The organism is Pseudoalteromonas sp. T1lg23B, from assembly GCF_002964665.1.
GTDB lineage: Bacteria > Pseudomonadota > Gammaproteobacteria > Enterobacterales > Alteromonadaceae > Pseudoalteromonas.
In genome coordinates, this window is the sequence record NZ_PQBZ01000002.1 from 325,538 (window position 1) to 348,815 (window position 23,278).

At 45.0% G+C, this 23,278-nt stretch carries 23 protein-coding genes; 17 read left to right on the forward strand and 6 right to left on the reverse strand.

What is annotated here, in order from left to right:
• Nucleotide 1: 1 nt before the first annotated feature.
• Together C2M32_RS01805 and C2M32_RS01810 are read right to left on the reverse strand one after the other, a co-directional pair.
• Nucleotides 2-1,360, reverse strand: a complete 1,359-nt coding sequence (locus C2M32_RS01805) for an ABC transporter permease (RefSeq protein WP_105166818.1) — start codon at nt 1,358-1,360, stop codon at nt 2-4.
• Nucleotides 1,357-2,043, reverse strand: a complete 687-nt coding sequence (locus tag C2M32_RS01810) for an ABC transporter ATP-binding protein (protein WP_105166819.1) — start codon at nt 2,041-2,043, stop codon at nt 1,357-1,359. Before C2M32_RS01810 ends, C2M32_RS01805 begins: the two co-directional genes overlap by 4 nt.
• Before the next feature lie 199 nt (nt 2,044-2,242).
• Between C2M32_RS01810 and C2M32_RS01815 the strand changes: the two genes are divergently transcribed.
• From C2M32_RS01815 to C2M32_RS01835, 5 genes are all read left to right on the forward strand, one after another.
• The gene (locus C2M32_RS01815) at nt 2,243-3,349 is read left to right on the forward strand and encodes a phosphoribosylaminoimidazolesuccinocarboxamide synthase (RefSeq protein ID WP_105166820.1); all 1,107 of its coding nucleotides are present in this window, start codon (nt 2,243-2,245) and stop codon (nt 3,347-3,349) included.
• A gap of 139 nt (nt 3,350-3,488) precedes the next feature.
• Complete coding sequence (locus C2M32_RS01820) at nt 3,489-4,142, forward strand: methylamine utilization protein (protein ID WP_234401192.1); 654 nt, start codon at nt 3,489-3,491, stop codon at nt 4,140-4,142.
• Nucleotides 4,132-6,447, forward strand: a complete 2,316-nt coding sequence (locus C2M32_RS01825; RefSeq protein WP_105166821.1) for a bifunctional diguanylate cyclase/phosphodiesterase — start codon at nt 4,132-4,134, stop codon at nt 6,445-6,447. Before C2M32_RS01820 ends, C2M32_RS01825 begins: the two co-directional genes overlap by 11 nt.
• Entirely contained in the window at nt 6,434-7,255 is an 822-nt protein-coding gene (locus C2M32_RS01830) for a DUF3034 family protein (protein WP_105166822.1), read from the forward strand. The genes C2M32_RS01825 and C2M32_RS01830 overlap by 14 nt, the downstream gene beginning before the upstream one ends.
• Nucleotides 7,256-7,690 carry a group I truncated hemoglobin gene (locus C2M32_RS01835; protein ID WP_105166823.1) on the forward strand — a complete coding sequence of 145 codons (435 nt, stop codon included), beginning with the start codon at nt 7,256-7,258 and terminating at the stop codon, nt 7,688-7,690.
• On the opposite strand, the gene C2M32_RS01840 is transcribed toward C2M32_RS01835, so the two are convergent.
• Nucleotides 7,680-8,699, reverse strand: coding sequence for a glycosyltransferase family 9 protein (locus C2M32_RS01840; protein WP_105166824.1), 1,020 nt, complete (start codon nt 8,697-8,699; stop codon nt 7,680-7,682). The two genes, C2M32_RS01835 and C2M32_RS01840, sit on opposite strands and share 11 nt — an antisense overlap.
• 96 nt (nt 8,700-8,795) lie before the next feature.
• Here C2M32_RS01840 and C2M32_RS01845 point away from each other — a divergent pair, with 96 nt between their 5' ends.
• Entirely contained in the window at nt 8,796-9,623 is an 828-nt protein-coding gene (locus tag C2M32_RS01845) for a sulfurtransferase (RefSeq protein WP_105166825.1), read from the forward strand.
• Here the strand turns inward: C2M32_RS01845 and C2M32_RS01850 are convergent.
• Entirely contained in the window at nt 9,620-9,949 is a 330-nt protein-coding gene (locus C2M32_RS01850; protein ID WP_105166826.1) for a DUF5522 domain-containing protein, read from the reverse strand. The two genes, C2M32_RS01845 and C2M32_RS01850, sit on opposite strands and share 4 nt — an antisense overlap.
• 13 nt (nt 9,950-9,962) lie before the next feature.
• On the opposite strand from C2M32_RS01850, the gene C2M32_RS01855 reads away from it, so the two are divergent.
• Complete coding sequence (locus tag C2M32_RS01855) at nt 9,963-10,307, forward strand: hypothetical protein (RefSeq protein ID WP_105166827.1); 345 nt, start codon at nt 9,963-9,965, stop codon at nt 10,305-10,307.
• A gap of 16 nt (nt 10,308-10,323) precedes the next feature.
• Nucleotides 10,324-10,803 (forward strand): GNAT family N-acetyltransferase, encoded by a 480-nt coding sequence (locus tag C2M32_RS01860; protein ID WP_105166828.1) that lies wholly within the window; start codon nt 10,324-10,326, stop codon nt 10,801-10,803.
• 28 nt (nt 10,804-10,831) lie between these two features.
• On the opposite strand, the gene C2M32_RS01865 is transcribed toward C2M32_RS01860, so the two are convergent.
• Nucleotides 10,832-11,800, reverse strand: a complete 969-nt coding sequence (locus C2M32_RS01865; protein ID WP_105166829.1) for a class 1 fructose-bisphosphatase — start codon at nt 11,798-11,800, stop codon at nt 10,832-10,834.
• A 158-nt stretch (nt 11,801-11,958) separates the two neighbouring features.
• On the opposite strand from C2M32_RS01865, the gene C2M32_RS01870 reads away from it, so the two are divergent.
• Nucleotides 11,959-14,385, forward strand: a complete 2,427-nt coding sequence (locus tag C2M32_RS01870; RefSeq protein ID WP_105166830.1) for a zinc-dependent metalloprotease — start codon at nt 11,959-11,961, stop codon at nt 14,383-14,385.
• Nucleotides 14,386-14,490: 105 nt separating this feature from the next.
• On the opposite strand, the gene argE is transcribed toward C2M32_RS01870, so the two are convergent.
• Complete coding sequence (argE, locus tag C2M32_RS01875) at nt 14,491-15,645, reverse strand: acetylornithine deacetylase (RefSeq protein WP_105166831.1); 1,155 nt, start codon at nt 15,643-15,645, stop codon at nt 14,491-14,493.
• Between the two features lie 181 nt (nt 15,646-15,826).
• On the opposite strand from argE, the gene argC reads away from it, so the two are divergent.
• From argC to C2M32_RS01910, 8 genes are all read left to right on the forward strand, one after another.
• Nucleotides 15,827-16,849, forward strand: coding sequence for an N-acetyl-gamma-glutamyl-phosphate reductase (gene argC, locus C2M32_RS01880; RefSeq protein WP_105166924.1), 1,023 nt, complete (start codon nt 15,827-15,829; stop codon nt 16,847-16,849).
• Nucleotides 16,843-17,622, forward strand: coding sequence for an acetylglutamate kinase (gene argB, locus C2M32_RS01885; RefSeq protein WP_105166832.1), 780 nt, complete (start codon nt 16,843-16,845; stop codon nt 17,620-17,622). Before argC ends, argB begins: the two co-directional genes overlap by 7 nt.
• Nucleotides 17,623-17,631: 9 nt before the next feature.
• Nucleotides 17,632-18,552 (forward strand): ornithine carbamoyltransferase, encoded by a 921-nt coding sequence (locus C2M32_RS01890; protein ID WP_105166833.1) that lies wholly within the window; start codon nt 17,632-17,634, stop codon nt 18,550-18,552.
• Between the two features lie 13 nt (nt 18,553-18,565).
• Nucleotides 18,566-19,771 (forward strand): argininosuccinate synthase, encoded by a 1,206-nt coding sequence (locus tag C2M32_RS01895; RefSeq protein WP_105166834.1) that lies wholly within the window; start codon nt 18,566-18,568, stop codon nt 19,769-19,771.
• 24 nt (nt 19,772-19,795) lie between these two features.
• A complete protein-coding gene (gene argH, locus C2M32_RS01900; RefSeq protein WP_105166835.1) occupies nt 19,796-21,661 on the forward strand; it encodes an argininosuccinate lyase in 1,866 nt (621 codons plus the stop codon).
• Between the two features lie 210 nt (nt 21,662-21,871).
• A complete protein-coding gene (locus C2M32_RS20410) occupies nt 21,872-22,036 on the forward strand; it encodes a hypothetical protein (protein WP_158678077.1) in 165 nt (54 codons plus the stop codon).
• A 27-nt stretch (nt 22,037-22,063) separates the two neighbouring features.
• On the forward strand, nt 22,064-22,600 hold the full coding sequence (locus C2M32_RS01905) for a hypothetical protein (protein WP_105166836.1): 537 nt from the start codon (nt 22,064-22,066) through the stop codon (nt 22,598-22,600).
• Nucleotides 22,601-22,727: 127 nt separating this feature from the next.
• On the forward strand, nt 22,728-23,273 hold the full coding sequence (locus tag C2M32_RS01910) for a hypothetical protein (RefSeq protein ID WP_105166837.1): 546 nt from the start codon (nt 22,728-22,730) through the stop codon (nt 23,271-23,273).
• Nucleotides 23,274-23,278: the final 5 nt, after the last annotated feature.

Genomic DNA, 23,278 nt, shown 5'->3' on the forward strand with positions numbered 1-23,278 from the left:
CTTAAATTTTAATGCTCATACCATCGGCCAACGAATAATAGTAGGCGCGCGCGGCAGGAAATAGGCCCATTAGTGTACCACTGAGCATGATAACGCCTAACAAGGTGAGTTCATAGGGTGACAAAGGTGTCATGCTTAGACTGATCCCAAATTGACTTTGCAGCATAGGCGTTACTGTAAGTAGTCCAGCGTAAAATAACAAAGTACCTGATAGACAGCCTAGCAGCGTGATAATGACGGCTTCAAAGCTTAACAGACTGAAAATATGCCAAGGTCTGGCTCCAACAGAGCGCAGGATAGCCAATTCTCTTCGTCTTTGATTCACCGTAGCCAATAGAGTTGTTAACATGCCAAGCAAACTGATAATGACTACAACCATTGAAAACAATAACAGTATCTTCTCAACAATACCTAGCATGTCCCACAGCTCTTTTAGCGTGACGGTGGGCATTATCGCAAGCAAGGGTTCAGCTTTATATTGATTGATATTACGACGTATTTGCAGTGTGTAAAGTGGTGAATCAAAGCCCATTAAAAAGGCGGTAATTTGTTTGGGGCTGCCGATCAAATCCGATGGTTCGCTATCAAGCGAGCCATTCGGCAAGCCATTCGGCAGGCCATGAGAGTGCTCGTGTTGATGGATTGATGAGTGATCTTGAGCTGCATGTGAGTCATGCTTATGTTGTGTGCTGTGGTTGCGAGAAATTGCGCGAGGCTTGCTATTGTTGGCATGAATAGCATCGATGGCAATCAAAGGTATGTGTACGGTCTTATCTACGGGTGTACCAGTGGGGGCTAAAATACCCACAATGGTCATGGGATTATCATCATGATGATGAAAACTTGTGTTCCCCATACCGTGTGATATCACGATATTTTCACCCAGCTGATAGCCAAGCTTTTTAGCGACCTGACTGCCTAGTACCACTTCCTTACCATTATGAAACGCACGTCCAGATTTAAATTGCAGAGCTTGTTTTTTGGCGTAGCGGTAATGCTCAAAATAGCTGCTATCGGTGCCCAGCACCGCGTAACCTTTGTGACTGTCTCCTAAACTCATAGGAATACTCCAAGCGACGCCTTTGCGTCCTTTAATATCTTGGTAGCTTTGCCAACTGACTGCGTTATTGCTATGACCGATGCGAAATACGCTAGAGAGTAGTAATTGAATGTCGCCAGTACGGGCACCCACGATCAGATCTGTGCCAGATATGGTATTGCTAAAGCTGTTTTTAGCATCCATTCTTACGCGCTCAATGCTCAACAGCAGCATCACGCTAATTGCGATGGTAAACAATGTTAAGAGTATACTGGCTCGGCGATTCAAGCAGCTCTTGAGGGCAAGTTTGAGCAAGGTCATAGGCCGGCCTCATTAATACTCACTAAGCTGATTTTGCGATCAAAAAGGTGAGATAAACTATTGTCGTGACTTACAAAAATAATGGTGGCTTGATACTTTTCTGCTTGTTCAAATAAGGTGGTAATAAACGCCTCCCTTGTATCGGCATCAAGCGCAGAAGTGGGTTCATCGGCAATAATGACCTCTGGTTGGCCGATAAAAGCACGCGCCGCAGCAACACGCTGTTGTTGACCGATACTGAGCTGGGATACGCTACGTGATAATAAGCTATCATCCAGTCCCAAGGCGCTTAGCAGGTGGTGCGCTTGTGCCACTACTTGGCTTCGTTCGTCACGGACTTTCTTTGTTCGCCTAGGGGAAAACTCGCATCCTAATGTCACATTTTCTATAGGACTCAAATAAGGCAGCAAATTAAAGTTTTGAAAAATAGTACCTATATGGTCGGCACGAAAGCGGTCTCGCTTGGCCCCAGAGAGCTTGGCCAAAGACTGGCCCAGTATGGTGACTGAACCTTGCTGTATAGGTGTAATACCAGCCAGCAAACCGAGCAAAGTTGACTTGCCACTACCACTTGGACCATGTAAGAACAATTTCTCCCCAGCATCGATTTGCAAGTGCTTAATTTGCAATGTGGGGTGGGCATGGTTTTGCCATGTGTAGATTAAATCGCTAATTTCAATCATCAATAAACCTCACCGCTATGATGTTAGCGATGGTATATCAGAATGAAGTAAGGCAAAACCTTGCATCGTTAAATTCTAAACTTTCTGCGGCAAACGGCGTTGTGATTGTGATTTTGTCGCTGAACGATTATTATAACGCCTTCTAACCCCCTCATTTTTTGCACCCTTTAGCAAGGTGCATCCGGCCCTTGGAGTAATAATGAGTAGCTACAAAGTTTTAGACGTCAATGACGATCTACCAATTCGCACCAAAGGTGCAGTTCACAGCGGTAAAGTTCGTTCAGTTTACTGGCTCACCGATGAAGATAGCGCACGCCTAATTGCCGAAAAAGGTTACGATGTACCAGCGGGTACTGAGCTGGCGATCATGGTAATTTCAGATAGAATTTCGGCTTTTGATTGTATTTGGCAAGGTGAAAATGGCCTCAATGGTGTACCAGGTAAAGGCATCGCACTGAACAGTGTTGCTGCGCACTGGTTTAAGCTATTTGATGATGCGGGTCTTGCTGGTAATCATATTGTTGATATTCCCCATCCTTATGTATGGATCGTACGCAAAGCAAGCACCGTCAGAGTCGAGGCCATAGCCCGTCAATACATTACCGGTAGCATGTGGCGTGACTATGCCAAAGGCATTCGCAATTTTTGTGGTATCGAGTTGCCAGAGGGACTACAGGCCAATCAAAAGTTACCTGAGCTTTTGATCACACCGTCAACAAAAGGCATTATCACCGGTCTTGATGACGTGCCAGCGGTAGATGATGTTAATATCAGTCGTAAAAACATCACCGACAACTTAGCGGCATTTAACTTCAAATCAGCTGATGATGTGGCTAAATACGAGCAATTATTGACACAAGGCTTTGCCTTGATCAGTGCCGAGCTTGCTAAGCTGGATCAAATCTTTGTCGATACCAAATTTGAGTTTGGCTATGTTGAAGATACCGACGGTCAGGAAAAGCTTATCTACATTGATGAAGTCGGTACGCCAGATTCATCTCGTATTTGGGATGGCCCTGCATATCGTGACGGTAAAATCATCGAAAACTCAAAAGAAGGTTTCCGTCAGTTACTCATCAATAATGTGCCGGACAGCGACGTATTGTTAAATAAAGACCGCATGAATGAACGTGAAGAATTGGCCAAGCACTATCAGTTACCTGTAGATGTCATGATGGCGGTTTCGGAAACTTATGTCGGTATTGCGAGCAAAATCGTGGGACAGGACCTTGTGATCCCAACAGACCCACGCTCAGAGGTCATTGCAGTCCTAGATGCGCAATATGGCTTGATTGAAAATCACTAGTCTGCCATAGACTTAGCCAATAAACGGTGTTTGAACCGTTTATTGGCTGTTATCTCACAAATGCTTTCGCAAATGCCTTGCAATTCTACTCCTAGTCAATTTTACTTAGGGGTAGTGTGTTAAAAACATAAGGCAAGGTATGCCATTCTTCGCGCTCAAAGACCGCTTGATAGTGACACTTAGTACAGCCCTATTAGGGTGTGCGAGTATTGCTGTATCGGCAAAAACACTCATTGTGGTTGATCAACATGGCTCGCCAGTGAACAATGCGGTGGTGGAATTGCTCAATGTAACGACAGATAGACAACCAACAAAGCAAATCGCCATTATGGATCAGGTCAATAAACAGTTTTCGCCGAAACTTTTGACTGTGATGCAAGGCCAACAGGTGTCATTTCCTAACAGCGATGATATTCGTCATCATGTGTACTCATTTTCTGAGGCAAAACCTTTTGAATTAAAACTTTACGCAGGCACCCCAAAAGCCCCGATAACGTTTGGTCAGGCGGGTGTGGTTGTACTGGGCTGTAACATTCATGATTCAATGGTGGGGTATATTTATGTCGGGCAGTCAAGTGCGGTGTTAGTATCTGATGAGCAAGGTAAAATAGACTTACCTGATCATGTTAGTGAATATTTACTTTGGCACCCAGAGCAGGCTATCAATATCTCAGAGCGCACTAAAATGAACTGGCCTGATGCACACACTGACATGCAGGTTACAATCGAATTAGTGGCGCCAATGCCACGAAATACCTTTGGTGAAAAGTTTAAGGAACATCATGGGCAGTAGTTTAAAACATCGCATTATTTTGCTTTGTGTCGGACTCGTTTTGCTGACAACCGTTACCAGCTTAGTAAGCTTTTGGTGGTCAACCAGCCACTTTAATGAAAGCCAGGTGCAACAAGACATCGAGGTCGGTCAGAACGTGTACCAGCAATATCTAAAAGCAAAAGAACGTTTGTTGGTAACGGCAGCGACAGTGTTAACAGCGGATTTTGGTTTTAAACAAGCCGTGGCGACACGTGATGCTGACACCATCAGCAGCGTATTGTTTAACCACAGCCAGCGTATCGACGCCGATTTGATGTTGCTGTTTGATACGCGAGGGCAATTGATTTCGGCAAATCAAAACGATATTCAATTATCTCCCGATACGCCGAAGCTGATGCAAAGAATACTCGCACAAAGTAATAGCTCTACGTTTATGGTGATTGGCGATAAGTTGTATCAAGTGATTGTATTACCAGTAAAAGCCCCTCGCACCATCGCGTATAGCATGGTGGGGTTTGTAATTGATGCTGCGGTTGCCGCGGAGCTAAAGGAACTTACAGGTATGGAGGTCAGTTTTATTGCTCATCACACAGGTTTAAAGGCCACCACCATCTTAAATCATCCCGAACATTTGAGTTTGCTGGAATACATAGACAGTCAGATTGTTAATCGTTGGTTTAGTGAAGACCCCGTTTACCTGAGCACCGAAGTTCAATTACCTGGTTTAGAGAATAATCCCATCAGTGTGGTACTTAGTGCGGATTTAAGTGAGCACTACAAAGAGTTTGATACGCTTGTACTTACGGTTATTTCGCTATCGTTTGGTACCATTATTCTTGGTTTTATTACCAGTGGCATATTAGCTAATAACCTCACCACGCCGATTTTGCAATTAACCGTCATGGCGAAACAGTTCGCAAAAGGTAACTATAAAGCGAGTATTCCTGAGTCTCGTCCAAGCAAGGAAGTCTGTGAGCTGGTGAATGCGTTTCAAGAAATGGGTGAAGACATTCAGACTCGGGAAAAGAAAATCAGCTTTCAGGCAAGGCATGACAATTTAACTGGGTTTTATAATCGAACCGCAGCGTTGGATTTGCTGGCGCATCAACTCAATGATGAACAGAAGTATTATTTGGTTGCCTTGGATATCAAAGGACTAAGACACATTAACGACAAACTGGGCCCAAGAGTCGGGGACAGCTGTATTCAAGCGGTCGCCCAGCGCATAAAAGAAACCACACAAGGGATAAACGGATTTAATGCTCGGGTGGGAGGGGATGAGTTTCTCAGTGTCATTGCAGCAAAACCAGATATGACTATGGAGCAATGCATTGCACAGTTACAGTCGTCATTGAACAAGCATTATGTTATTCAAAAGCTGGAGATCAGCTTGCGTTTTAGTATAGGGGTGGTGCGTTATCCTGAGCAGGCACAAACGCCTGAGGATATGATAAGGCGAGCGCTAATCGCAGTTGATACAGCTGCACAAGATGGCCACGAAGTGTATTTTTATCAAAATGGCGAAGATGAAGCACACCTTGAACGTTTGGAGATCATTGATGACCTCAAGCGCGCTTTACAGCAAGATGATGGGCAATTATTTATGGCCTATCAACCTAAACTCAATATCAACAGTGGGCAAGTCGATAAAGTGGAGGCGCTGATCCGCTGGAAGCGTAACAACGGAGATTGGGTCTCACCAGAGCTGTTTATTGATTTAGCTGAGCAGTCTGGATTGATAGTCGAGTTGACGCAATGGGTGGTACGCACCGTTGTGACACAAGTGGGTGTGTGGTTGCGAGAGGGGCTTACCATGAAAGCGGCAATTAATGTTTCTGCACAGGACATTGCTGACAGTGATTTTCTCCCTCACCTTGAAAACATGCTTGCAACACAGGGAGTGCCCGCAAAGCTTATCACCATTGAGCTGACTGAGCGTGACATGATTGAAAATGAAGAGCGCGGTATAAATGCGTTAAAGGCACTCAAAGCATTGGGCGTGATGATTTCATTGGATGACTATGGGGTCGGCCAAACATCGTTGGGACGGTTGAAGATGTTGCCAATTGACGAACTCAAACTCGACAAAGTGTTTATTTTAAAACTCAATGAATCTCATCAAGATCAATGTATTGTGCAATCGACGATATCCCTTGGTCATCAACTAGGGTTTATAGTTGTCTCGGAAGGAGTCGAGAACCGTGAGTCACTGACGTTACTTAAACAAATGCGCTGCGATTATGCACAGGGCTATTACTTAAGTCGCCCGTTACCAGCGAACGAGTTCATTAACTGGTTGGGGAGTTACCATGAAGTGGTTTAGCGCGCTTTTATTGTTGAGCTTGTCTCTGGGGGCGTTAGCTGATGGTAAGCTGTTGGCTACGCCTGGTGTATCCCAGATAGAAGGGAGTGCAGGAGGCGGTATTGTGCCTTGGGCTCAGCTAGCGGGTTACGCCAGTGAAGATGAATGGGCGGTGAGTGGTTTTTGTAGCCGAGGGGACGTGAAAAATTATCGGCTGGATGTATGCGGTGTACAGGCCAATATATTTGATCGTATCGAGTTGAGCTACGCTGAACAAGACTTTGACGTTCCCGCACTCAACACCAACATAGAACAAGATATCAGCGCAATCAAAGTACGCCTTTATGGCGATATTGTTTACAGTGATTGGCCACAATTGAGTGTCGGTGTGCAGCATAAGTCTTTGCAAGATGGCACGGTCGCGACCTTGGTCGGCGCTGAGCACACCAGTGGTAATGATGTTTATGTGGCGATGAGTAAGTTACATTTGGGCGCATTGAACGGCTATAACTGGTTTTGGAATATTACTGCTCGATACAGCGAGGCAAACCAAATCGGCCTGTTGGGTTTTGGTGGTAACAATGTGGATAAACAATGGTTGCTTGAGGGCAGTAGCGCGGTGTTTCTATCCAGAGAGTTTGCATTGGGTGTTGAGTTCAGAGAAAAGCAAAATAACTTAGGATTGGGAGAGAGTCACTGGCGCGACGTGTTTATTGCTTGGTTGCCTAATAAATCAATCAGTGTCACTGCCGCGTGGCTAGATCTAGGTTCAATTGCAGGTGTGGATAAACAAACTGGCTGGTATGTGTCGATAACAGGGTATTTTTAAATGAAGTGTTTTGCGTACGCACAAAAGTTGATAGTTGTATTACTGCTGATGATGGGGCTGTCTGCCTGTCAAAGTACTCCTCAGTCGCTCTACCAAAAGGTTGGCGAACAAGCCGGATTGGAACGTTTGGTTGATGCTTTTATTAATCAAATTGGACAGGATGAAGTAATTTTTCATTATTTCAAACAAACGAATGTGAGTCACTTTCGTGCGGGGTTTGTCAGTCATTTATGTGATGTGCTGGGTGGTCCGTGTCAATATGATGGCGATTCTATGGTACAAATTCATACTGGTATGCATATCAATGAGCGTGACTTTAATCATGCCGTAGACTTGTTGATAGCTGCAATGGACGAGGTAGGGATTGCCCACCCCGTGCAAAATCAAATTCTTGCCAAGTTGGCTCCGATGCGTTCCGAGATCATCAAGATTTAGAGCATTCTCTTAGGAGTTGTGCGCCAGCCTCTGCGATAGCGGTAGGACGAATATCTTCAATGATCTTTTCCTCTGACAAACTACAACTTTGACTAGTCAGAGCTAAGAATTGCGGGTTTTTTGGTGCGACTACAGACCAAGGAGATGTACCAAAGCCAACAACTGCCACACACGGAGTGTTAACCGCAGCCGCCATATGCATGGGGCCTGAGTCGATACTAATCATCAAGTTACAAGCAGCAATACAGTCAACTAACTCCACTAAGCTGGTTTTGCCTGTCAGATCTGTAACGGCTATATGCTGGGCTTGTAGCGCAGTATATAGCTGCTGATTGTCGGTCGTTTCTGATGGGTCACCCACTAAATAAAAGTGCGCATCGACCTGCTCTGATAGAGTGATCAACGCTTGTTTAGCCAGCGCTAGGGGATAGTGACGAGGGCCTTTATTTTTACCACCAAAATACACTGCTATAGACTTTTTATTGTCATCTTTAACTATTTTGTCAGTTTGTTCATAGCTCAACTGAGGCAGGCTGTAGCGTTCGAATGGCTTGTTGTGACAGTCATTAATAAGCTGGCAATAGCGATGAATGTAATGATGATTTTGATTGAGCTTTAAACCGTGACTTAACAAAGGGCCACGGCCGTTTTGTTTGTAGCCTAGAACGAATTTTATCCCTGCCAGTTTACACAGAACAGCTTCATTTAGAGAGCCTCTTAACAACACAGCCATGTTAAATTTATACTGTTTAAGAGACTTGGCAAGCGCAAAGCTAGACTGCTTATTTTCTTTGTCATAACGTGTGTCACGAATGATATTAATGCGATATTGTGTATCGCGTGCAAAAATGTCACACATGTAGGGTCTGGCCAATAAATGAATATCATTGTTTGGATATAATTCACGTAACAGAGCCACGGCAGGCAGGGTATTGATTGCATCGCCGATAAATTTTGGCAATACCACGAGAATTGCCCCAGAGACCTGATTTGTTTGTAGTTGTTTCAAAATAATATTGCTGCTGTATTGCGCTCTTACTAGGTGCTTAGTATAACGTGAGCAGGGTGCTAATTTCACCCGTTATAAATCAAGAAAGGATTAAAAATGAAAAACTTGAAAAGTTGTGAGTGGCTTGCAAAGCATCTTGACCAAGTACAGGTGCTGGATGCAGGGATTGTAACGCCTGGCACCCGTTCGCCCTATTCACCGCAGGCCATCATTCAAGGTGCAAAGCGTTTCGACATCAGTGGTGCACTTGCTAAGCCAGATGCGCAATTGCCAAACACCATGTGTGATGGCGCGCAATTTCAGGCCAATATGCGTCAACTAGGTATCAATCAAAGTGACACCGTGGTGGTGTATGATGATATGGGGCTGTTTAGTGCTGCTCGTGCTTGGTGGATGTTCAAAAGTATGGGTTTTGAGCAAGTATTTGTGCTTGATGGCGGCTTACCACGCTGGCAAGCTCTCGGTTTACCCACCACCCACAGTTATGCGCTGAACGAGCAGGTGGGTGATTTTGTTGCTAACCCGCAACATGGCTACTTTATTGATAGTCAACAGGTACTAGCAGCAATAGACGATGACAGCATTTGCATACTGGATGCAAGGGGAGCCAAGCGGTTTAGCGGTGAAGACCCAGAACCGCGTGAAAATATGCGCAGTGGTCATATTCCTAACAGCAAGAATTTGCATTACCGTGAACTTGTGGATGAACAAGGACTGATAAAGAGTACCACGCAGCTTAAAGCTTTATTTACGGAGCGTGGTGTGACGAATCAAGCCCTACAGTTTAGCTGTGGCTCAGGCGTGACCGCGTGTATTTTGGCGATGGCGGCGGATGAATGTGGTTATCAAAAATTGAGTGTGTATGATGGTTCATGGAGCGAGTGGGGCTTGCCCAGTGCGCTGCCCGTTGCGACTGGTAATTAGTTGTAAGGGCAGTGGCGACAGCCGTTACCACAGCAACTACCGCGTTTTAAATGTGCCCAACGATGCATGACCAGCAGCCCATTCTCAATTTCATAATCTAGGCCTTCGATTGCATCTGAGTGCTTATATGGCTGCGCAAGGGCCAGCTGCTCAGCAATCGGCAAGGTACTGATGGCCTCGACATGTGCTTTGAGCTTTGCAATGAGGCAGGCTCTACAAAGACAGCCGTCAGCTTGTGAAAGGGGCAAAATATTGGGCAAAGCTAGACACCAACAACTTTGATCAGCACTGCATGTCAGTGCTTTACCACAATTTGAACAAGACATTCGTAATACCAGTATGAACAATAACACCATCGATAATAACACAGCTCACTATCGAGACTTAGCGACGATTGCACGTTTGGCTGAGGATTATCAGCAAGCATATGGTCGATTGATACACTACCCGCAACAACAGGTTGTGTATCACGTCACCATTGAAGATGTGTGTTTAGCACTGGCTCAGGTGCAAAATGGCGAGGTGGATATCGATGAGTTGGAAATGTGGGCAAACTTGCTAGAAATGCGCGGCGATATCGATCATTCACAGGTAGAAGGGCTGTTGTATGCGCTGGCAAATCCCGAACAAATGGGTACAGTGAATCACGAGAAAGTGACGCAACTGATTAACTTATATAAATAAAAAAGGATGTACACCTATGTCGCTGAGTGCTAAAGCGATTCATCATAGCTACCAAGACGAGCATTTCACATTAACTATGATGCATCCTAAATTTTCAGAGCCAGATTACCATTTGGTAATGCGCAACCAGCAGCGCCTTAGAGCCTTGTTTGCAGGGCAAACCGATTGGCCCAAACCCGATATGACTTTGGCGGATAACATTGCTGCGATGGCACATCATTTACGAGAGTTTAATGAAAACATCGCCTATGGCTTTTGCGTATTCGATAGTGAAGAAACAGAATGTATTGGTTCGGTGTACATCGATGCCAGTGAGGTCGATGGCTACGACTGCGAGCTACACTACTGGCTAGATGAAAGCTTGATTGAGCTAGAGTCTGTGTTAGAACAAAGTATGCTAGTTTGGCTAAAAGAGAAATGGGGTTTAACTAACCCCGCTTTGGTTGCTCGCGAAATTCCACTTGAACAGTGGCAGAGAATGAAAAAAGCGAGCTAATGCCCGCTTTTTTTCGCTGAGGTTTCCCTTACTTATGATACCCCAAGCAAGCCTCAACTTCGTTTTTCGAGCCTAAGATCACGCTGACACGCTGGTGGATCTCTTGCGGGTCTATTTCTAAAATACGCTCTTGCCCGGTATGGGCAATACCGCCTGCTTGTTCTACCAACATGGCCATTGGGTTGGCTTCGTACAATAAACGTAGCTTGAATGGTTTGTTTGGATCTTTGGTATCAGCTGGGTAAGTAAATAAACCACCACGGCATAGTACGCGGTGCACGTCTCCGACCATGGCTGCAATCCAGCGCATGTTGAAGTTTTTACCACGCGGGCCTGTGTCACCCGCCAATAAGTCGTTAACGTAATTTTGCATAGCAGGTTGCCAGTGACGCTGGTTAGACGCGTTGATGGCAAATTCTTTGGTATCTTCAGGAATTTTTGCAAATTCTTCAGTCAACATAAAACTGCCGTGGGTTTTATCTAGGGTGAAGATACGCGTGCCTTTACCAATGGTTAAAGCCAATGTGGTACATGGTCCATACAATACATAGCCTGCGGCTACTTGCTGATGGCCTGGCTGCATGAAAATACGCTCATCGGCTGGGTCTGAATCTTTTGGTGCACGCATGATAGAGAAAATCGTGCCGACCAGTGAGTTAATATCTGTGTTTGATGAACCATCTAGTGGATCAAAAGCGACGATATACTCCGCATCTGGATTACCTGCCACGGTGTAGTCTTCTTCTTCTGATGCAATGGCTTTCACGTAGCCAGACTCAAGTAGAATATCTTTTAACAGTTGGTTGGATAGTACATCGAGCTTTTTCTGAGTTTCACCCTGAATATTTTCATCCAATGTTGAGCCGAGTACGCCTGATAGGGCACCTTGACCAACGCGGAAAGAGATCTCTTTACAGGCCGCTAAAATTGTACGGATAAGAGAAAGTAACTCTCTTGAGCAACCATCTTCGATAAGCACTGGAGGGAGTCTACGCATAGTTTTTGATCCTGATAACGTTGTGGCTTGAGTCTATAAAATGTGAGAGGAGAGCTCAGGCCGCAATTAATTTCGTCTTAAAATAGCTGAACTTTGTATACAATTTTATATACTGGGTTTGAATCAGCCATTAAAACCACTAATAACAAGGTAAGATCATGCGAAAAATAGCCAAGCTATCCGTCATATTCTGTACTTTGCTAGGCGCTATGATAACTCAAGCTGTCGCAGCAATTAAGTCTATTGACGAGTTTACTGACAAGTTAAATCGTTTTCCGGGATATTATTCCTTTTATGCAGACACTTCCAGCGGCAAAATTTATCTGGATGTCGACAAGCTAAAGCAACCATTTCTTCTACAGCATAGCTTACCTTACGGCGTTGGCTCTAACGATATTGGGTTAGATAGAGGACAGCTTGGTGGTACTTATCTGGTACAGTTTGAACGCTTTGGTGACAAAGTGATGTTACGTGCGCTAAATAGTTATTATCGCGCTAGCTCGTCAAATCCTGCTGAGCAACAAAGTGTCAATGAAGCCTTTGCATCGAGTATTTTACAGGGCTTTAAAGTCGTTGCCGAAGATAGTGACAGTGTATTGATTGATTACACGCCTTATCTTTTGTCAGACGTACATGCGGTGAGCCGCACGCTAGCACAGCGTGAACAAGGCAGTTTTAACCTAGATAGCAGTCGCAGCGCAGTGTTTATGGAGCGTAGCAAAGCGTTTGTTGATAACACCGAGTTGGAAGCCGTGTTGACCTTTACTGGTAATAAGCCGGGCGAATATGTGCGTCAAGCTGTGGCAGACCCATATTCGATCACAGTTCATCAGCATCACTCGTTGATTAAACTTCCGGATGATAACTATCAGCCTCGTAAATTCCACCCGCAATCGGGATATTGGAGCATTGAGCATAAAGACTATTCGGCACCATTAGGGGAGTCTATGTTGGTGCGCTACATTCCGCGTCATCGCTTGGCTAAAAAAGACCCCAGTGCGGCGTTGAGCGAGCCGGTTGAACCAATTATTTACTACCTCGATCCGGGCGTACCAGAACCCGTCAAAACAGCGTTGCTAGACGGAGGCATGTGGTGGGACGATGCGTTTGCCGCAGCCGGTTATAAAAATGCCTTTCAGATCAAAATACTACCAGAGAGTGCCGATCCGATGGATGTACGCTATAACGTGATCCAGTGGGTACACCGTGCAACTCGCGGTTGGTCATATGGTTCATCGGTCATTGACCCGCGTACTGGCGAGATCATCAAAGGACACGTGACGCTAGGCTCTTTGCGTGTGCGTCAAGATATCTTAATCGCAGAGGCGCTGGCAGCGCCATTTGTAACGGGTGATGAGGTGGTGAGTCGTTTACATGATATGGCACTTGATCGTATCCGCCAGCTCAGTGCGCACGAAATCGGTCATACTTTAGGTATTGCGCATAACTTTTCTGCGTCAATCAAAGACAGGGCGTCGGTGATGGATTATCCACACCCGTTAGTGTCATTCGATGCGAATGGCAAACTGGATATTACACAGGGCTATGCCAAAGGTATGGGCACATGGGATACCCAAGTTGTTAAGTATGGTTACAGTGATTTCAGTAACACTGATGAAGCACAAGGGCTCGCTGATATTTTGGCACAAAACCGTGAGTTGGGTTTAGAGTTCATTTCGGATAGTGATGCAAGAGCTCAGGGTGGGGCGCACCCAACGGCGCATTTATGGGATAACGGTGCGGATCCAGCGGCAGAACTATTACGTGTTTTAGATGTTCGCCAGCAAGCCTTAAATACCTTTGGTATTAACAACATAAAAACTGGTGTGGCCTTGTCTCAACTGGAAGAAAAACTGGTGCCTTTGTTTTTATTCCACCGTTATCAAGTAGAATCCGCCGTTAAACTAATTGGCGGTGTTGATTATGACTATGAAGTTCGCACTGCCAATGCCGTCAAAGGGGCTAAAGTAGTCGACAAGGCGATTCAAAAGAAAGCGCTACAGGCAATTTTGAAAACCCTCGACGCTGAGCAGTTGCGCATTCCTGAAAGTGTTTTGGCACTGATCCCGCCAAAAGCGTACGGCGAGAGCAAAACGCGTGAAAGTGTGTACGGCAGAACAGGACTGACACTTGATGCCATGGCGTTACCTGAAGTTGCAGCAAACCACAGTCTAAACTTGCTGCTTAACGCTGAACGATTGAACCGTTTGGCTCAGCATAAAGCAAGGGATGTTAAGCACTTGGGTGTTGAGCAGGTGATGAATGCTTTATACAGTAAGGTATTTGACGCAAGTGCCAGCAGCGGCATGGCGCGAAAGTTAGCGCAACGTGTCCAGTATTTGACGGCAGCGCGTATGGCACAACTAGCAAGTTCCGATAAAGTTGAGCCTGAAGTACAAGCACAGCTGCGATTCCAGCTAATGCGTGTTGCAAAGCAGTTTGACCAGCAGTCGCTGTTTAGCAACGTTAGCGAAGAAACCGCTTATCGTCACGAGTTAGCAAGACAGGTTAATGTATTTTTAGAAAGCGGCAAATGGCCAGAAGGGTTTAAAGCGTTGCAGATGCCTCCGGGTTCACCGATTTAACCTTGATAAAAAAAGCTGGCAGATTGCCAGCTTTTTTTGGTTATTGGCTTCGGGCTATCTGGTTTTTTCACAAGTTTACATCAGCATATGAGCTTACTTGAAGTGCTAACTAAAGCACAGCTCATTTATCAAACGGCGGATCTGTTGTTGCGCCGGTGCAACTTTTTCCATCGCTAGAAATTCATCGGGTTGGTGCGCTTGTTCTATGCTGCCTGGGCCCATTACGATGGTTTCACAACCGAGTTGTTGAATAAATGGCGCCTCGGTACAGTAGTTCACAGCCACAGCTTTGGTGTTTGCAACTTGTTCTGCCAACTTAACCAATGCACTATCTGTGCTACCACTGAATGCAGGAATTGGGTCATGTAGGTCAATGACTTCAACACTATTAGGATATTGCGCATTAATAGGCGTAACGGCATCTAGCAGCAACATCTGTAGTTCCTTGATACTCAGCCCTGGTAGCGGACGTAGGTCAATATGCAATTCACAACAGCCGCATATACGATTGGCGTTGTCTCCACCATGGATATGACCCAGATTCAATGTTGGGTAAGGGATCGCAAAATCTGATAGTGAATATTTATTCTTTAATTGTTCTTTTAGTTGCAACAATTTTGTAATCACCATATGCATGATTTCAATTGCATTCAAACCTCTGTCAGGATCGGAGCTATGACCTGAGCGACCGAGAATGCGAATCGCGCTGCTCATATGCCCCTTGTGCGTGTACACAGGGGTCATATCTGTAGGTTCACCAATGATACAGCGTGCGGGTTTTAAATCAGGGTGTTTGGCAATTTGTTGTGCGCCAGCCATCGTGGTTTCTTCGTCGGCGGTTGCCAGAATTAACAGCGGTTCTGTTTGTTTTACGCCTTGTTCATCAAGGGTTTTGATGGCATCTAATACAAAGGCGAAAAAGCCTTTCATATCAATTGAGCCTAAACCGTAGAGTCGGTTGTCATGTTGCTTTAACTGAAATGGGTCATAGTTCCAGCGGCTATCGTCAAATGGCACGGTGTCGGTATGACCCGCAAGCATTAGGCCTCCTTCCCCTGTGCCACGCTTGGCGAGCAAGTTGAATTTACCAGGGGCGCTGTGCAGTTCGGTGATCTCTACTGTGAAGCCGAGGCTTTTACACCACTGCGCCAGCAGTTCTATCACTGGGCGATTGCTCATATTAAGGGATTCGTCCAATGCACTGACGGATGGATTGGCGATGAGTTGCTGATACATAGCTAAAAAAGTCGGGGTGGCCATAAAAAATCCAAAATATTTATTCAAAGTATTTGCATAACAATTTAAAGGTGTTTAGTATGAATATCAATTCACTTTTTTAGCATAAATATTTTAGAGGCTGGCATGCGACGATACTCATTCACTATTTAATTTCATTTTGACCTGTAAACGCAATACAAATAAGAGACCTTGATTAAAAATGATGAATGTGAACAAAAAAGTAGCGATAGTCGGCGCCAGTGGATATAGCGGCGCAGAGCTTGCCAGTCTTATAGCCAAACACCCCAACTTCTCCCTGTCGGGTTGTTACGTGTCAGAGCAAAGCTTGGATAAGAACAAGTCTTTGAGCCAGTTGTATCCAGAGCATGGAGTTTTGCTCGACACGCCCTTACTGCCATTAACCGAACAAGCTTTTACGGACATCGCTGAGCAGGCGGATTTTGTTTGCTTATGCACGGATCACCAAGTGAGTGTCGAACTGGCCCCTAAATTTTTAGCAATGGACAAGAAAGTATTCGACCTTTCCGGTGGTTACCGTTTAGCTAGTAGCGCTGATTATGAGCGATATTATGGCTTTAGCCACCCTTACCCGCACTGGCTTGAGCAAGCTGAATATGGGTTAGCCGAGTGGAATGCACAGGCTATCTGTGACGCACAATTAGTTGCGGTTGCTGGGTGCTACCCAACTGCGGCACTTAATGCGTTAAAGCCATTGAAGCTGGCAAATCTATTGGCAGACAGACAAATCATCATTAATGCCGTTTCAGGGGTGACGGGCGCAGGTCGAAAAGCCAGTTTGAATACACATTTCTGTGAAGTGTCTTTAGCGCCTTATGGGCTATTTAATCATCGTCATACACCTGAGATCAGTCAGTATCTCGGACATGATGTGTTGTTTACACCTCACTTGGGTAATTTCTCTCGGGGCATTTTAGAAACTATTTATGTAGAGCTTAAACCTGACGTAACGCCATCACAGGTCAGTGAGGCTTATCAAGTGCTGGCAGATGAACCGCTGATCCGTCTTAAAGGCGCGCAATTGCCTTCAATTAAGAGCGTTGCAGGGCAACCATTTGTGGACATAGGCTGGCAACAGCAAGGTCAGCAACTCATTGTCGTGGTTGCGATTGATAACTTGCTTAAAGGCGCAGCAGGTCAAGCGCTGCAATGTATGAACTTAGCCTGTGCGCTCAACAGCGAACTGGGTTTGAAAGGAGCTTGGTAATGCAAACTTGGGTGATCAAGATTGGTGGCGCAGTACTCGATACAGAAGGGGCGGCTCATGCATTGTTTTCAGAACTGGCGAAGATCAGCTGCAGTGATACCTCAAAGCAATTTGTACTGGTTCACGGTGGCGGCGCTTTGGTCGATCGTTGGTTAAACGATGCGGGGTTTGCAACGGCAAAGCATCAAGGGCTGCGGATCAGCCCAAAAGAACAAATGCCTTACATTGTTGGTGCACTTGCTGGGTGTGCCAATAAACAGTTGATGGCTCATGCCATCAGCGCAAATTTATCACCGGTCGGGTGCTGTTTATATGAAGCGGGTGTGATGGCACAGCAAAAGCTTAGGGCATTGGGCCAAGTCGGTGAGTGTATTGCTCATGACAAGGGCATTTTAGCGACATTGTTGGAGTTGGGTCGAATCCCGTTGGTGAGTTCTGTAGGGCTCGGTGAAGATGGGCAATTATACAATGTTAACGCCGATGAAGCCGCAGCGGCCATTGCCAGTCAGCTTAACGCAGAACTCATCTTTATGACGGATGTAGAAGCGGTGTTAGATGCGAATAAGCAACCGCTTCATCAGTTAGGTAAATCACAAATCGAGGAATTAGTCGAAACAGGAGTGATAGTGGGCGGAATGGAGGTCAAAGTAAAGACCAGCCTTCGCGCAGCCCAACACTTACGACGTGGCGTGTATATCTCAAGTTGGCAAAAGCCAGAAAACTTGGCCGCACTCGTTGCAGGTGCGCACATTGGAACCAAAATCACTCCATAGGATTTAAACATGTTACAACATTTTTTAACGGGGCTTGAGTTTGATCAAGCACAGGTTTTGAAGCTACTCAAGTTAGCGCAGAATATTAAAAATCAGCCAAAAGAATACGCCCATGCATTGGCAGGCCTATCAATCGTAACCTTGTATGAAAAACCAAGTTTACGGACGCGTTTGTCGTTTGATATTGGTATCAATAAGTTAGGCGGACATGCGGTCTACTTAGATCAGCAAAATGGTGCCATAGGCAGTCGTGAGTCGGTACAAGACTTTGCTTTGAATATCTCAACTTGGGCCGATGCGTTGGTTGCTCGGGTAAACCATCACAGCACCTTAACGACTTTGTCTGAACATGCGTCAATTCCTGTCGTAAACAGTCTGTGTGATTTATATCACCCATGTCAGGCTTTGGCGGATTTTTTAACGTTACAAGAAGTACATGGCGATGTGAGCCAGTTAAAGCTGGCTTACCTAGGCGAGGGGAATAATGTGACCCACTCTTTGATGTTGCTCGCGGCGACATTAGGCACTGATTTTGTGGCGGTATGTCCAAAAGGACATTCACCAGATGCGCAGATAGTTAAACAAGCAGAGCAGATAGCCGCGGCAAATGGGGCATCTGTTTTGATTAGTGACCGTGTTGAAGCTGCGGTGGGCGCAAATGCATTGTATGCAGATACTTGGGTATCAATGGGGAATAGCACCTCACTGGAGCAAGTAAAGCAAACCTTTTTGCCCTATCAAATCAACCAAGCTCTCGTTCAAAAAACGGGCGCTAGCACGGTGTTGCACTGTCAGCCTGCGCACCGAGAATATGAGATCACCTCAGAGGTGATGGACGGCGAAAATTCAAAAATAATTCAACAAGCACAAAACCGCATGCATGCCCAGAATGCTTTGCTGGTATCACTATTAAATCCAAATTACGTGTAAGGATGTAAAGCAAATGAGCGAAATCAAAAAAGTTGTATTGGCCTACTCGGGTGGTTTAGATACATCGGCGATTGTTCCTTGGTTAAAAGAAAACTATGGCTGTGAAGTGGTGGCGTTTGTAGCCGATGTTGGTCAAGGTGAAGAAGAGCTGGCTGGTGTTGAACAGAAAGCCATCGCTTCGGGTGCGTCAGAATGTCACATCGTGGATTTAAAAGAGCAGCTTGTTAGCGATTATATTTATCCAACGTTGAAAACGGGTGCGATATACGAAGGCACATACTTGCTAGGCACATCAATGGCGCGTCCTATCATTGCCAAAGCACAAGTTGAAATAGCGCGCAAAGTGGGTGCCGATGCATTATCTCATGGTTGTACGGGCAAAGGTAACGATCAGGTTCGTTTTGAATCTTGCTTTGCAGCGTTGGCACCGGACCTTAAAGTCGTCGCACCATGGCGTGAATGGAACTTATCTAGTCGCGAATCATTGTTGGAATATTTAGCTGAGCGCAATATTCCATGTTCCGCATCAGCCACCAAAATTTATAGTCGTGACGCCAACGCATGGCATATTTCTCATGAAGGCGGCGAGCTAGAAAACCCGTGGAACCAACCAAGTGAACAAGTGTGGACTTGGACTGTGTCACCAGAGCAAGCACCAGACAAACCAGAGTTTGTATCGGTAAGAGTTGAAGAGGGTCAGGTGGTGGCTGTTAATGGTGAACGTTTTAGCCCTTACCAGTGTTTAGTGCAACTAAACCAAATTGCCTCAGCTCATGGTGTGGGTCGTGTTGATATCGTTGAAAACCGTCTAGTAGGGATGAAGTCTCGTGGCTGCTATGAAACCCCAGGCGGCACGGTGATCATGGCGGCATTACAAGCAATCGACGAATTGGTTTTAGATAAAGCCAGTCGTAAATGGAAAGAGACCTTAGCCAGTGAGTTTGCACACTTAGTGTATGACGGTCGCTGGTTTACACCACTTAAAGACTCGATTTTAGCGGGTGCTGAGGCGCTCTCTGGTGTCGCTACCGGAGATGTTGTGTTGAAGTTGTACAAGGGGCAGGTCAGCGCTGTGCAGAAGCAATCAGTGAACAGTTTATACAGTGAAGACTTTGCAACATTTGGCGAAGATGATGTTTACGATCAATCACATGCCGAAGGGTTTATTCGTTTATTCTCGTTATCCAGCCGGATAGCAGCGTTAAACAAAAAGTCGTAATACTAAAGCGTTAGGAGAAACATTATGGCGTTATGGGGCGGGCGTTTTTCATCGGGTCCGGATGCGGCATTTAAACAATTTAATGACTCTTTGCCTTTTGATTATCAATTGGCGGAGCAGGACATTGTCGGCTCCATTGCGTGGGCTGGCGCGCTGCAACAGGTGAATGTGCTCAGTGAGCAAGAACATCAAGAATTGGTCGCAGCGTTGAATGCTTTGTTAGAAAGCGTACAGCAAGATATAGCAGCCGTTGCAAACGCTGGGTATGAGGATATTCATTCGTATGTTGAAGCAAAGCTTATTGAACAGGTGGGTGACTTAGCTAAAAAGCTCCATACAGGGCGTAGTCGTAACGACCAAGTGGCCACCGATTTTAGGCTCTGGAGTCGCCAATGTGCGGAGCAGTTGCTGGCGGCCTTAGGCTCGTTAAAGTCGGCTTTTGTAAATTTAGCAGAGCGTGAACTTGGCACTATTTTGCCGGGTTATACCCATCTTCAGCGCGCACAGCCTGTGCTTTTTAGCCATTGGTGTATGGCTTACGTTGAAATGCTTGAGCGGGATGAATCTCGCCTGCAAGATGCGCTTATTCGATTGAATGTATGCCCTTTGGGCAGCGGTGCGCTTGCTGGCACGGCTTATCCGATTGATAGAGAGACCTTGGCGACTAACTTAGGATTTAGCCATGCGAGTCGTAATAGCTTAGATGCTGTTTCGGACAGAGACTTTGTGGTTGAGCTACTCAGCTGCGCCAGCATTTCGATGATGCATTTATCGCGCTTTGCCGAAGACTTAATATTCTATAATTCTGGAGAAGCGGCCTTTATTGAACTGGCAGATAACGTCACGTCTGGCTCGTCACTGATGCCGCAAAAGAAAAACCCAGATGCGCTGGAATTAATACGTGGTAAAACTGGGCGTGTCTTTGGGGCATTTAGCGCCATGATGATGACCTTAAAAGCGCTACCTCTGGCATACAACAAAGATATGCAAGAGGACAAAGAAGGTCTGTTTGATGCCATGCCTACTTGGCTTGCTTGTATTCATATGGCAGAGGCCTGCATTAAAGGCTTAAAGGTGAATGCACAAACGACGCGTAAGGCGGCGCAAGGCGGGCACGCTAACGCCACAGAGTTGGCTGATTATCTAGTGGCTAAGGGGATCCCATTTAGAGAGGGGCATCACATTGTTGGCCAATTGGTACAAATAGCGATTGCTGAGGGTAAAAACCTAGAGCAGCTAAGCTTAGAGTCATTCCAGCAGGTTTGTTCTGTGATCACCGACGATGTGTATCCAGTACTGGAATTGGATGCAGGCATTGCCGCGCGTCAAGCGCTCGGGGGAACATCGGTAACGCAAGTAGAGCAAGCTGTACGTGCGGCGAAAAAAAAACAGCAGATCCTAGTCAGAGACGCTAATTTAGACGATGTAGATGCCATTGCTGGGCTTATTCAGCATTGGGCAAAAGTTGGCGAAAACTTGCCGCGGGCAAAAAGCGATATGATCCACTCCATTAACGAATTTGCTGTGACGGTGGTGGATGGCAAGATCACGGGGTGTGCCTCGCTGTACATCTATGACACGGGTTTAGCTGAAATTCGCTCCTTGGGGGTCGATCCACAAACTCATGTTAAAGGGCAAGGCATGCAGTTAGTTCAGTACCTGCTTATAAAAGCACGTAGGTTGGCACTTAACCGAGTGATAGTGTTAACGCGCGTACCGGGCTTTTTTACTAAGCAAGGCTTTAGTTATTGTACTAAAGACACGCTACCAGAAAAGGTAATGAAGGACTGTGATTTGTGTTTGCGTAAAGACCATTGCGACGAAGTGGCAATGGAATTCCTATTAAAGGCGGCAAAAAGTACGGTGATCCCGTGTAAGTTTGTTGCCTAATCTCCCTGAAAAACCATAAAAGGCGTCTGGTTGATCCCAGGCGCCCTTTTATTATTTACCTTCACCTGTCGTTTATCCTCTTTTTTTGTCAATTAGGCGCTCTAATTGGTGATGTCAAAAAATAGTGGCTTGGTATTTGCATTTTGGATGTTAGCTTTGTAACAAAAAGGTTAATTTTTATTCTATTTTTTGAAAACTAGAGAGGTTTAAATGAGATTCTTACTACGATTAATCCAAAATACTAAAAACTCAAATATGTCGAAAGGTGCTGGTCAAACTCATCTACTTTCTGATAAGGTGCTAACAAATAAAGGGTTGTTTGTAAAAATCAGTGGTGCTAGAGGTGGTGGTGCAGTGAAAACTACAGCTGAATAGCCACAATAAAAAGACAGAAGAGAAGCCATGTTTTTTGAATTAAGCGGGTTAAGTTTACATTTTGATACGGTTATTGTCATTGGCATGGTGCTCGCCTTTTTGTTTAACTTCAGCTTTTTCATCCTAAAATTAAATACAAATAAATCCCTTTTGTTGACATCAGGACTGATGGCTGGATCTTATTTCTTGAGTAATCACTTTTATGATATTGATATACCAGCAGCTTATATGTATCTACAATGGTTGGCATATGATGTTGTGTCTATACTCTGCATATGGGGGTTGCACAAACTAACGAAGCAGCCTTTTTCAATTTCATCTATCTATGTATTTGTCGGGTTGACTGTTAATAGCTTGTTATTTGCTTTGATGCACCTTGATATAGTCGTGTTGGGAAATAAGCAACAGTGGTGGTTTTGGACTGTCTATAGTGCTTCTGTGAACTTCTTCGATTTGATGATGGTGGTAGCGCTTATATTAAATCGAGACTTTCTATTTATAGAAAGCCTTTCGAATAAAATAAAAGCGCTTTTTAAAGCATCTAGTGTTTTAAATACAAAATAGGATCACAAGCAGGTTCTAGGGCCTCTAAATCTGAGCTGGTATTAGTATTCTTTTGGCTTTTCCATTTCCTGTTATTTATTGGGTTGCGTCAGTTTGTAGATGATCACTTTTTATAGGTATACTTTTTTTGCTTGATAGGTTTATATTTTTTGATTTGGCTTATGCTATTCATGCTGTAAATATCACGGCCATGACTCTGACATTGCTGTTTTACTTGTTTTTCCAGCGAGTGAAGCAAGATGAGAGAATATCGGTATTACTGAGTCTTGGTTTAACCGCTGCATCTTATGCTGTTTCTTCTACGACGCTTTGGTGGCCTATCACGCTGGACTTTATGCATCCCTATTTATTGTATATTGTGTATGACTGCCAACTGCTTGTACTGCTGTGGGCTTTACATAAAATATTAAGGCTTAAATATAGTTGTGCATTCTTTTATTTGCTCGCTTTTTCTTTAGGTAACTGTCTCCTTCTCTTTATCATGTATATTGATCGTGTAGTGGTTGGAAATGAAGACGTTTGGTGGTACTGGTATGTGTACAGCATCTTAGCCAAAATTTTTGATATATGTTTAACCATTGGGTTATGTACAAACAGAGATTTTCTGAGGTTAGCAGTGCTAAAAAAGAAAATTTTGGAACCTATAGGTCATCGATTGGCTTCTATTCGATGAACAGT

Excerpts from the sequence above, each read along its gene's own strand:
- C2M32_RS01805 (WP_105166818.1), bottom strand. The coding sequence starts at position 1,360 with ATGACCTTGCTCAAACTTGCCCTCAAGAGCTGCTTGAATCGCCGAGCC.
- C2M32_RS20410 (WP_158678077.1), top strand. The coding sequence starts at position 21,872 with ATGAGATTCTTACTACGATTAATCCAAAATACTAAAAACTCAAATATG.
- C2M32_RS01810 (WP_105166819.1), bottom strand. The coding sequence starts at position 2,043 with ATGATTGAAATTAGCGATTTAATCTACACATGGCAAAACCATGCCCAC.
- C2M32_RS01830 (WP_105166822.1), top strand. The coding sequence starts at position 6,434 with ATGAAGTGGTTTAGCGCGCTTTTATTGTTGAGCTTGTCTCTGGGGGCG.
- C2M32_RS01820 (WP_234401192.1), top strand. The coding sequence starts at position 3,489 with ATGCCATTCTTCGCGCTCAAAGACCGCTTGATAGTGACACTTAGTACA.
- C2M32_RS01860 (WP_105166828.1), top strand. The coding sequence starts at position 10,324 with ATGTCGCTGAGTGCTAAAGCGATTCATCATAGCTACCAAGACGAGCAT.
- C2M32_RS01895 (WP_105166834.1), top strand. The coding sequence starts at position 18,566 with ATGAGCGAAATCAAAAAAGTTGTATTGGCCTACTCGGGTGGTTTAGAT.
- C2M32_RS01845 (WP_105166825.1), top strand. The coding sequence starts at position 8,796 with ATGAAAAACTTGAAAAGTTGTGAGTGGCTTGCAAAGCATCTTGACCAA.
- C2M32_RS01850 (WP_105166826.1), bottom strand. The coding sequence starts at position 9,949 with ATGTCTTGTTCAAATTGTGGTAAAGCACTGACATGCAGTGCTGATCAA.
- argC (WP_105166924.1), top strand. The coding sequence starts at position 15,827 with ATGAATGTGAACAAAAAAGTAGCGATAGTCGGCGCCAGTGGATATAGC.
- argE (WP_105166831.1), bottom strand. The coding sequence starts at position 15,645 with ATGGCCACCCCGACTTTTTTAGCTATGTATCAGCAACTCATCGCCAAT.
- argH (WP_105166835.1), top strand. The coding sequence starts at position 19,796 with ATGGCGTTATGGGGCGGGCGTTTTTCATCGGGTCCGGATGCGGCATTT.
- C2M32_RS01855 (WP_105166827.1), top strand. The coding sequence starts at position 9,963 with ATGAACAATAACACCATCGATAATAACACAGCTCACTATCGAGACTTA.
- C2M32_RS01890 (WP_105166833.1), top strand. The coding sequence starts at position 17,632 with ATGTTACAACATTTTTTAACGGGGCTTGAGTTTGATCAAGCACAGGTT.
- C2M32_RS01870 (WP_105166830.1), top strand. The coding sequence starts at position 11,959 with ATGCGAAAAATAGCCAAGCTATCCGTCATATTCTGTACTTTGCTAGGC.
- C2M32_RS01835 (WP_105166823.1), top strand. The coding sequence starts at position 7,256 with ATGAAGTGTTTTGCGTACGCACAAAAGTTGATAGTTGTATTACTGCTG.
- C2M32_RS01905 (WP_105166836.1), top strand. The coding sequence starts at position 22,064 with ATGTTTTTTGAATTAAGCGGGTTAAGTTTACATTTTGATACGGTTATT.
- C2M32_RS01865 (WP_105166829.1), bottom strand. The coding sequence starts at position 11,800 with ATGCGTAGACTCCCTCCAGTGCTTATCGAAGATGGTTGCTCAAGAGAG.
- C2M32_RS01825 (WP_105166821.1), top strand. The coding sequence starts at position 4,132 with ATGGGCAGTAGTTTAAAACATCGCATTATTTTGCTTTGTGTCGGACTC.
- C2M32_RS01815 (WP_105166820.1), top strand. The coding sequence starts at position 2,243 with ATGAGTAGCTACAAAGTTTTAGACGTCAATGACGATCTACCAATTCGC.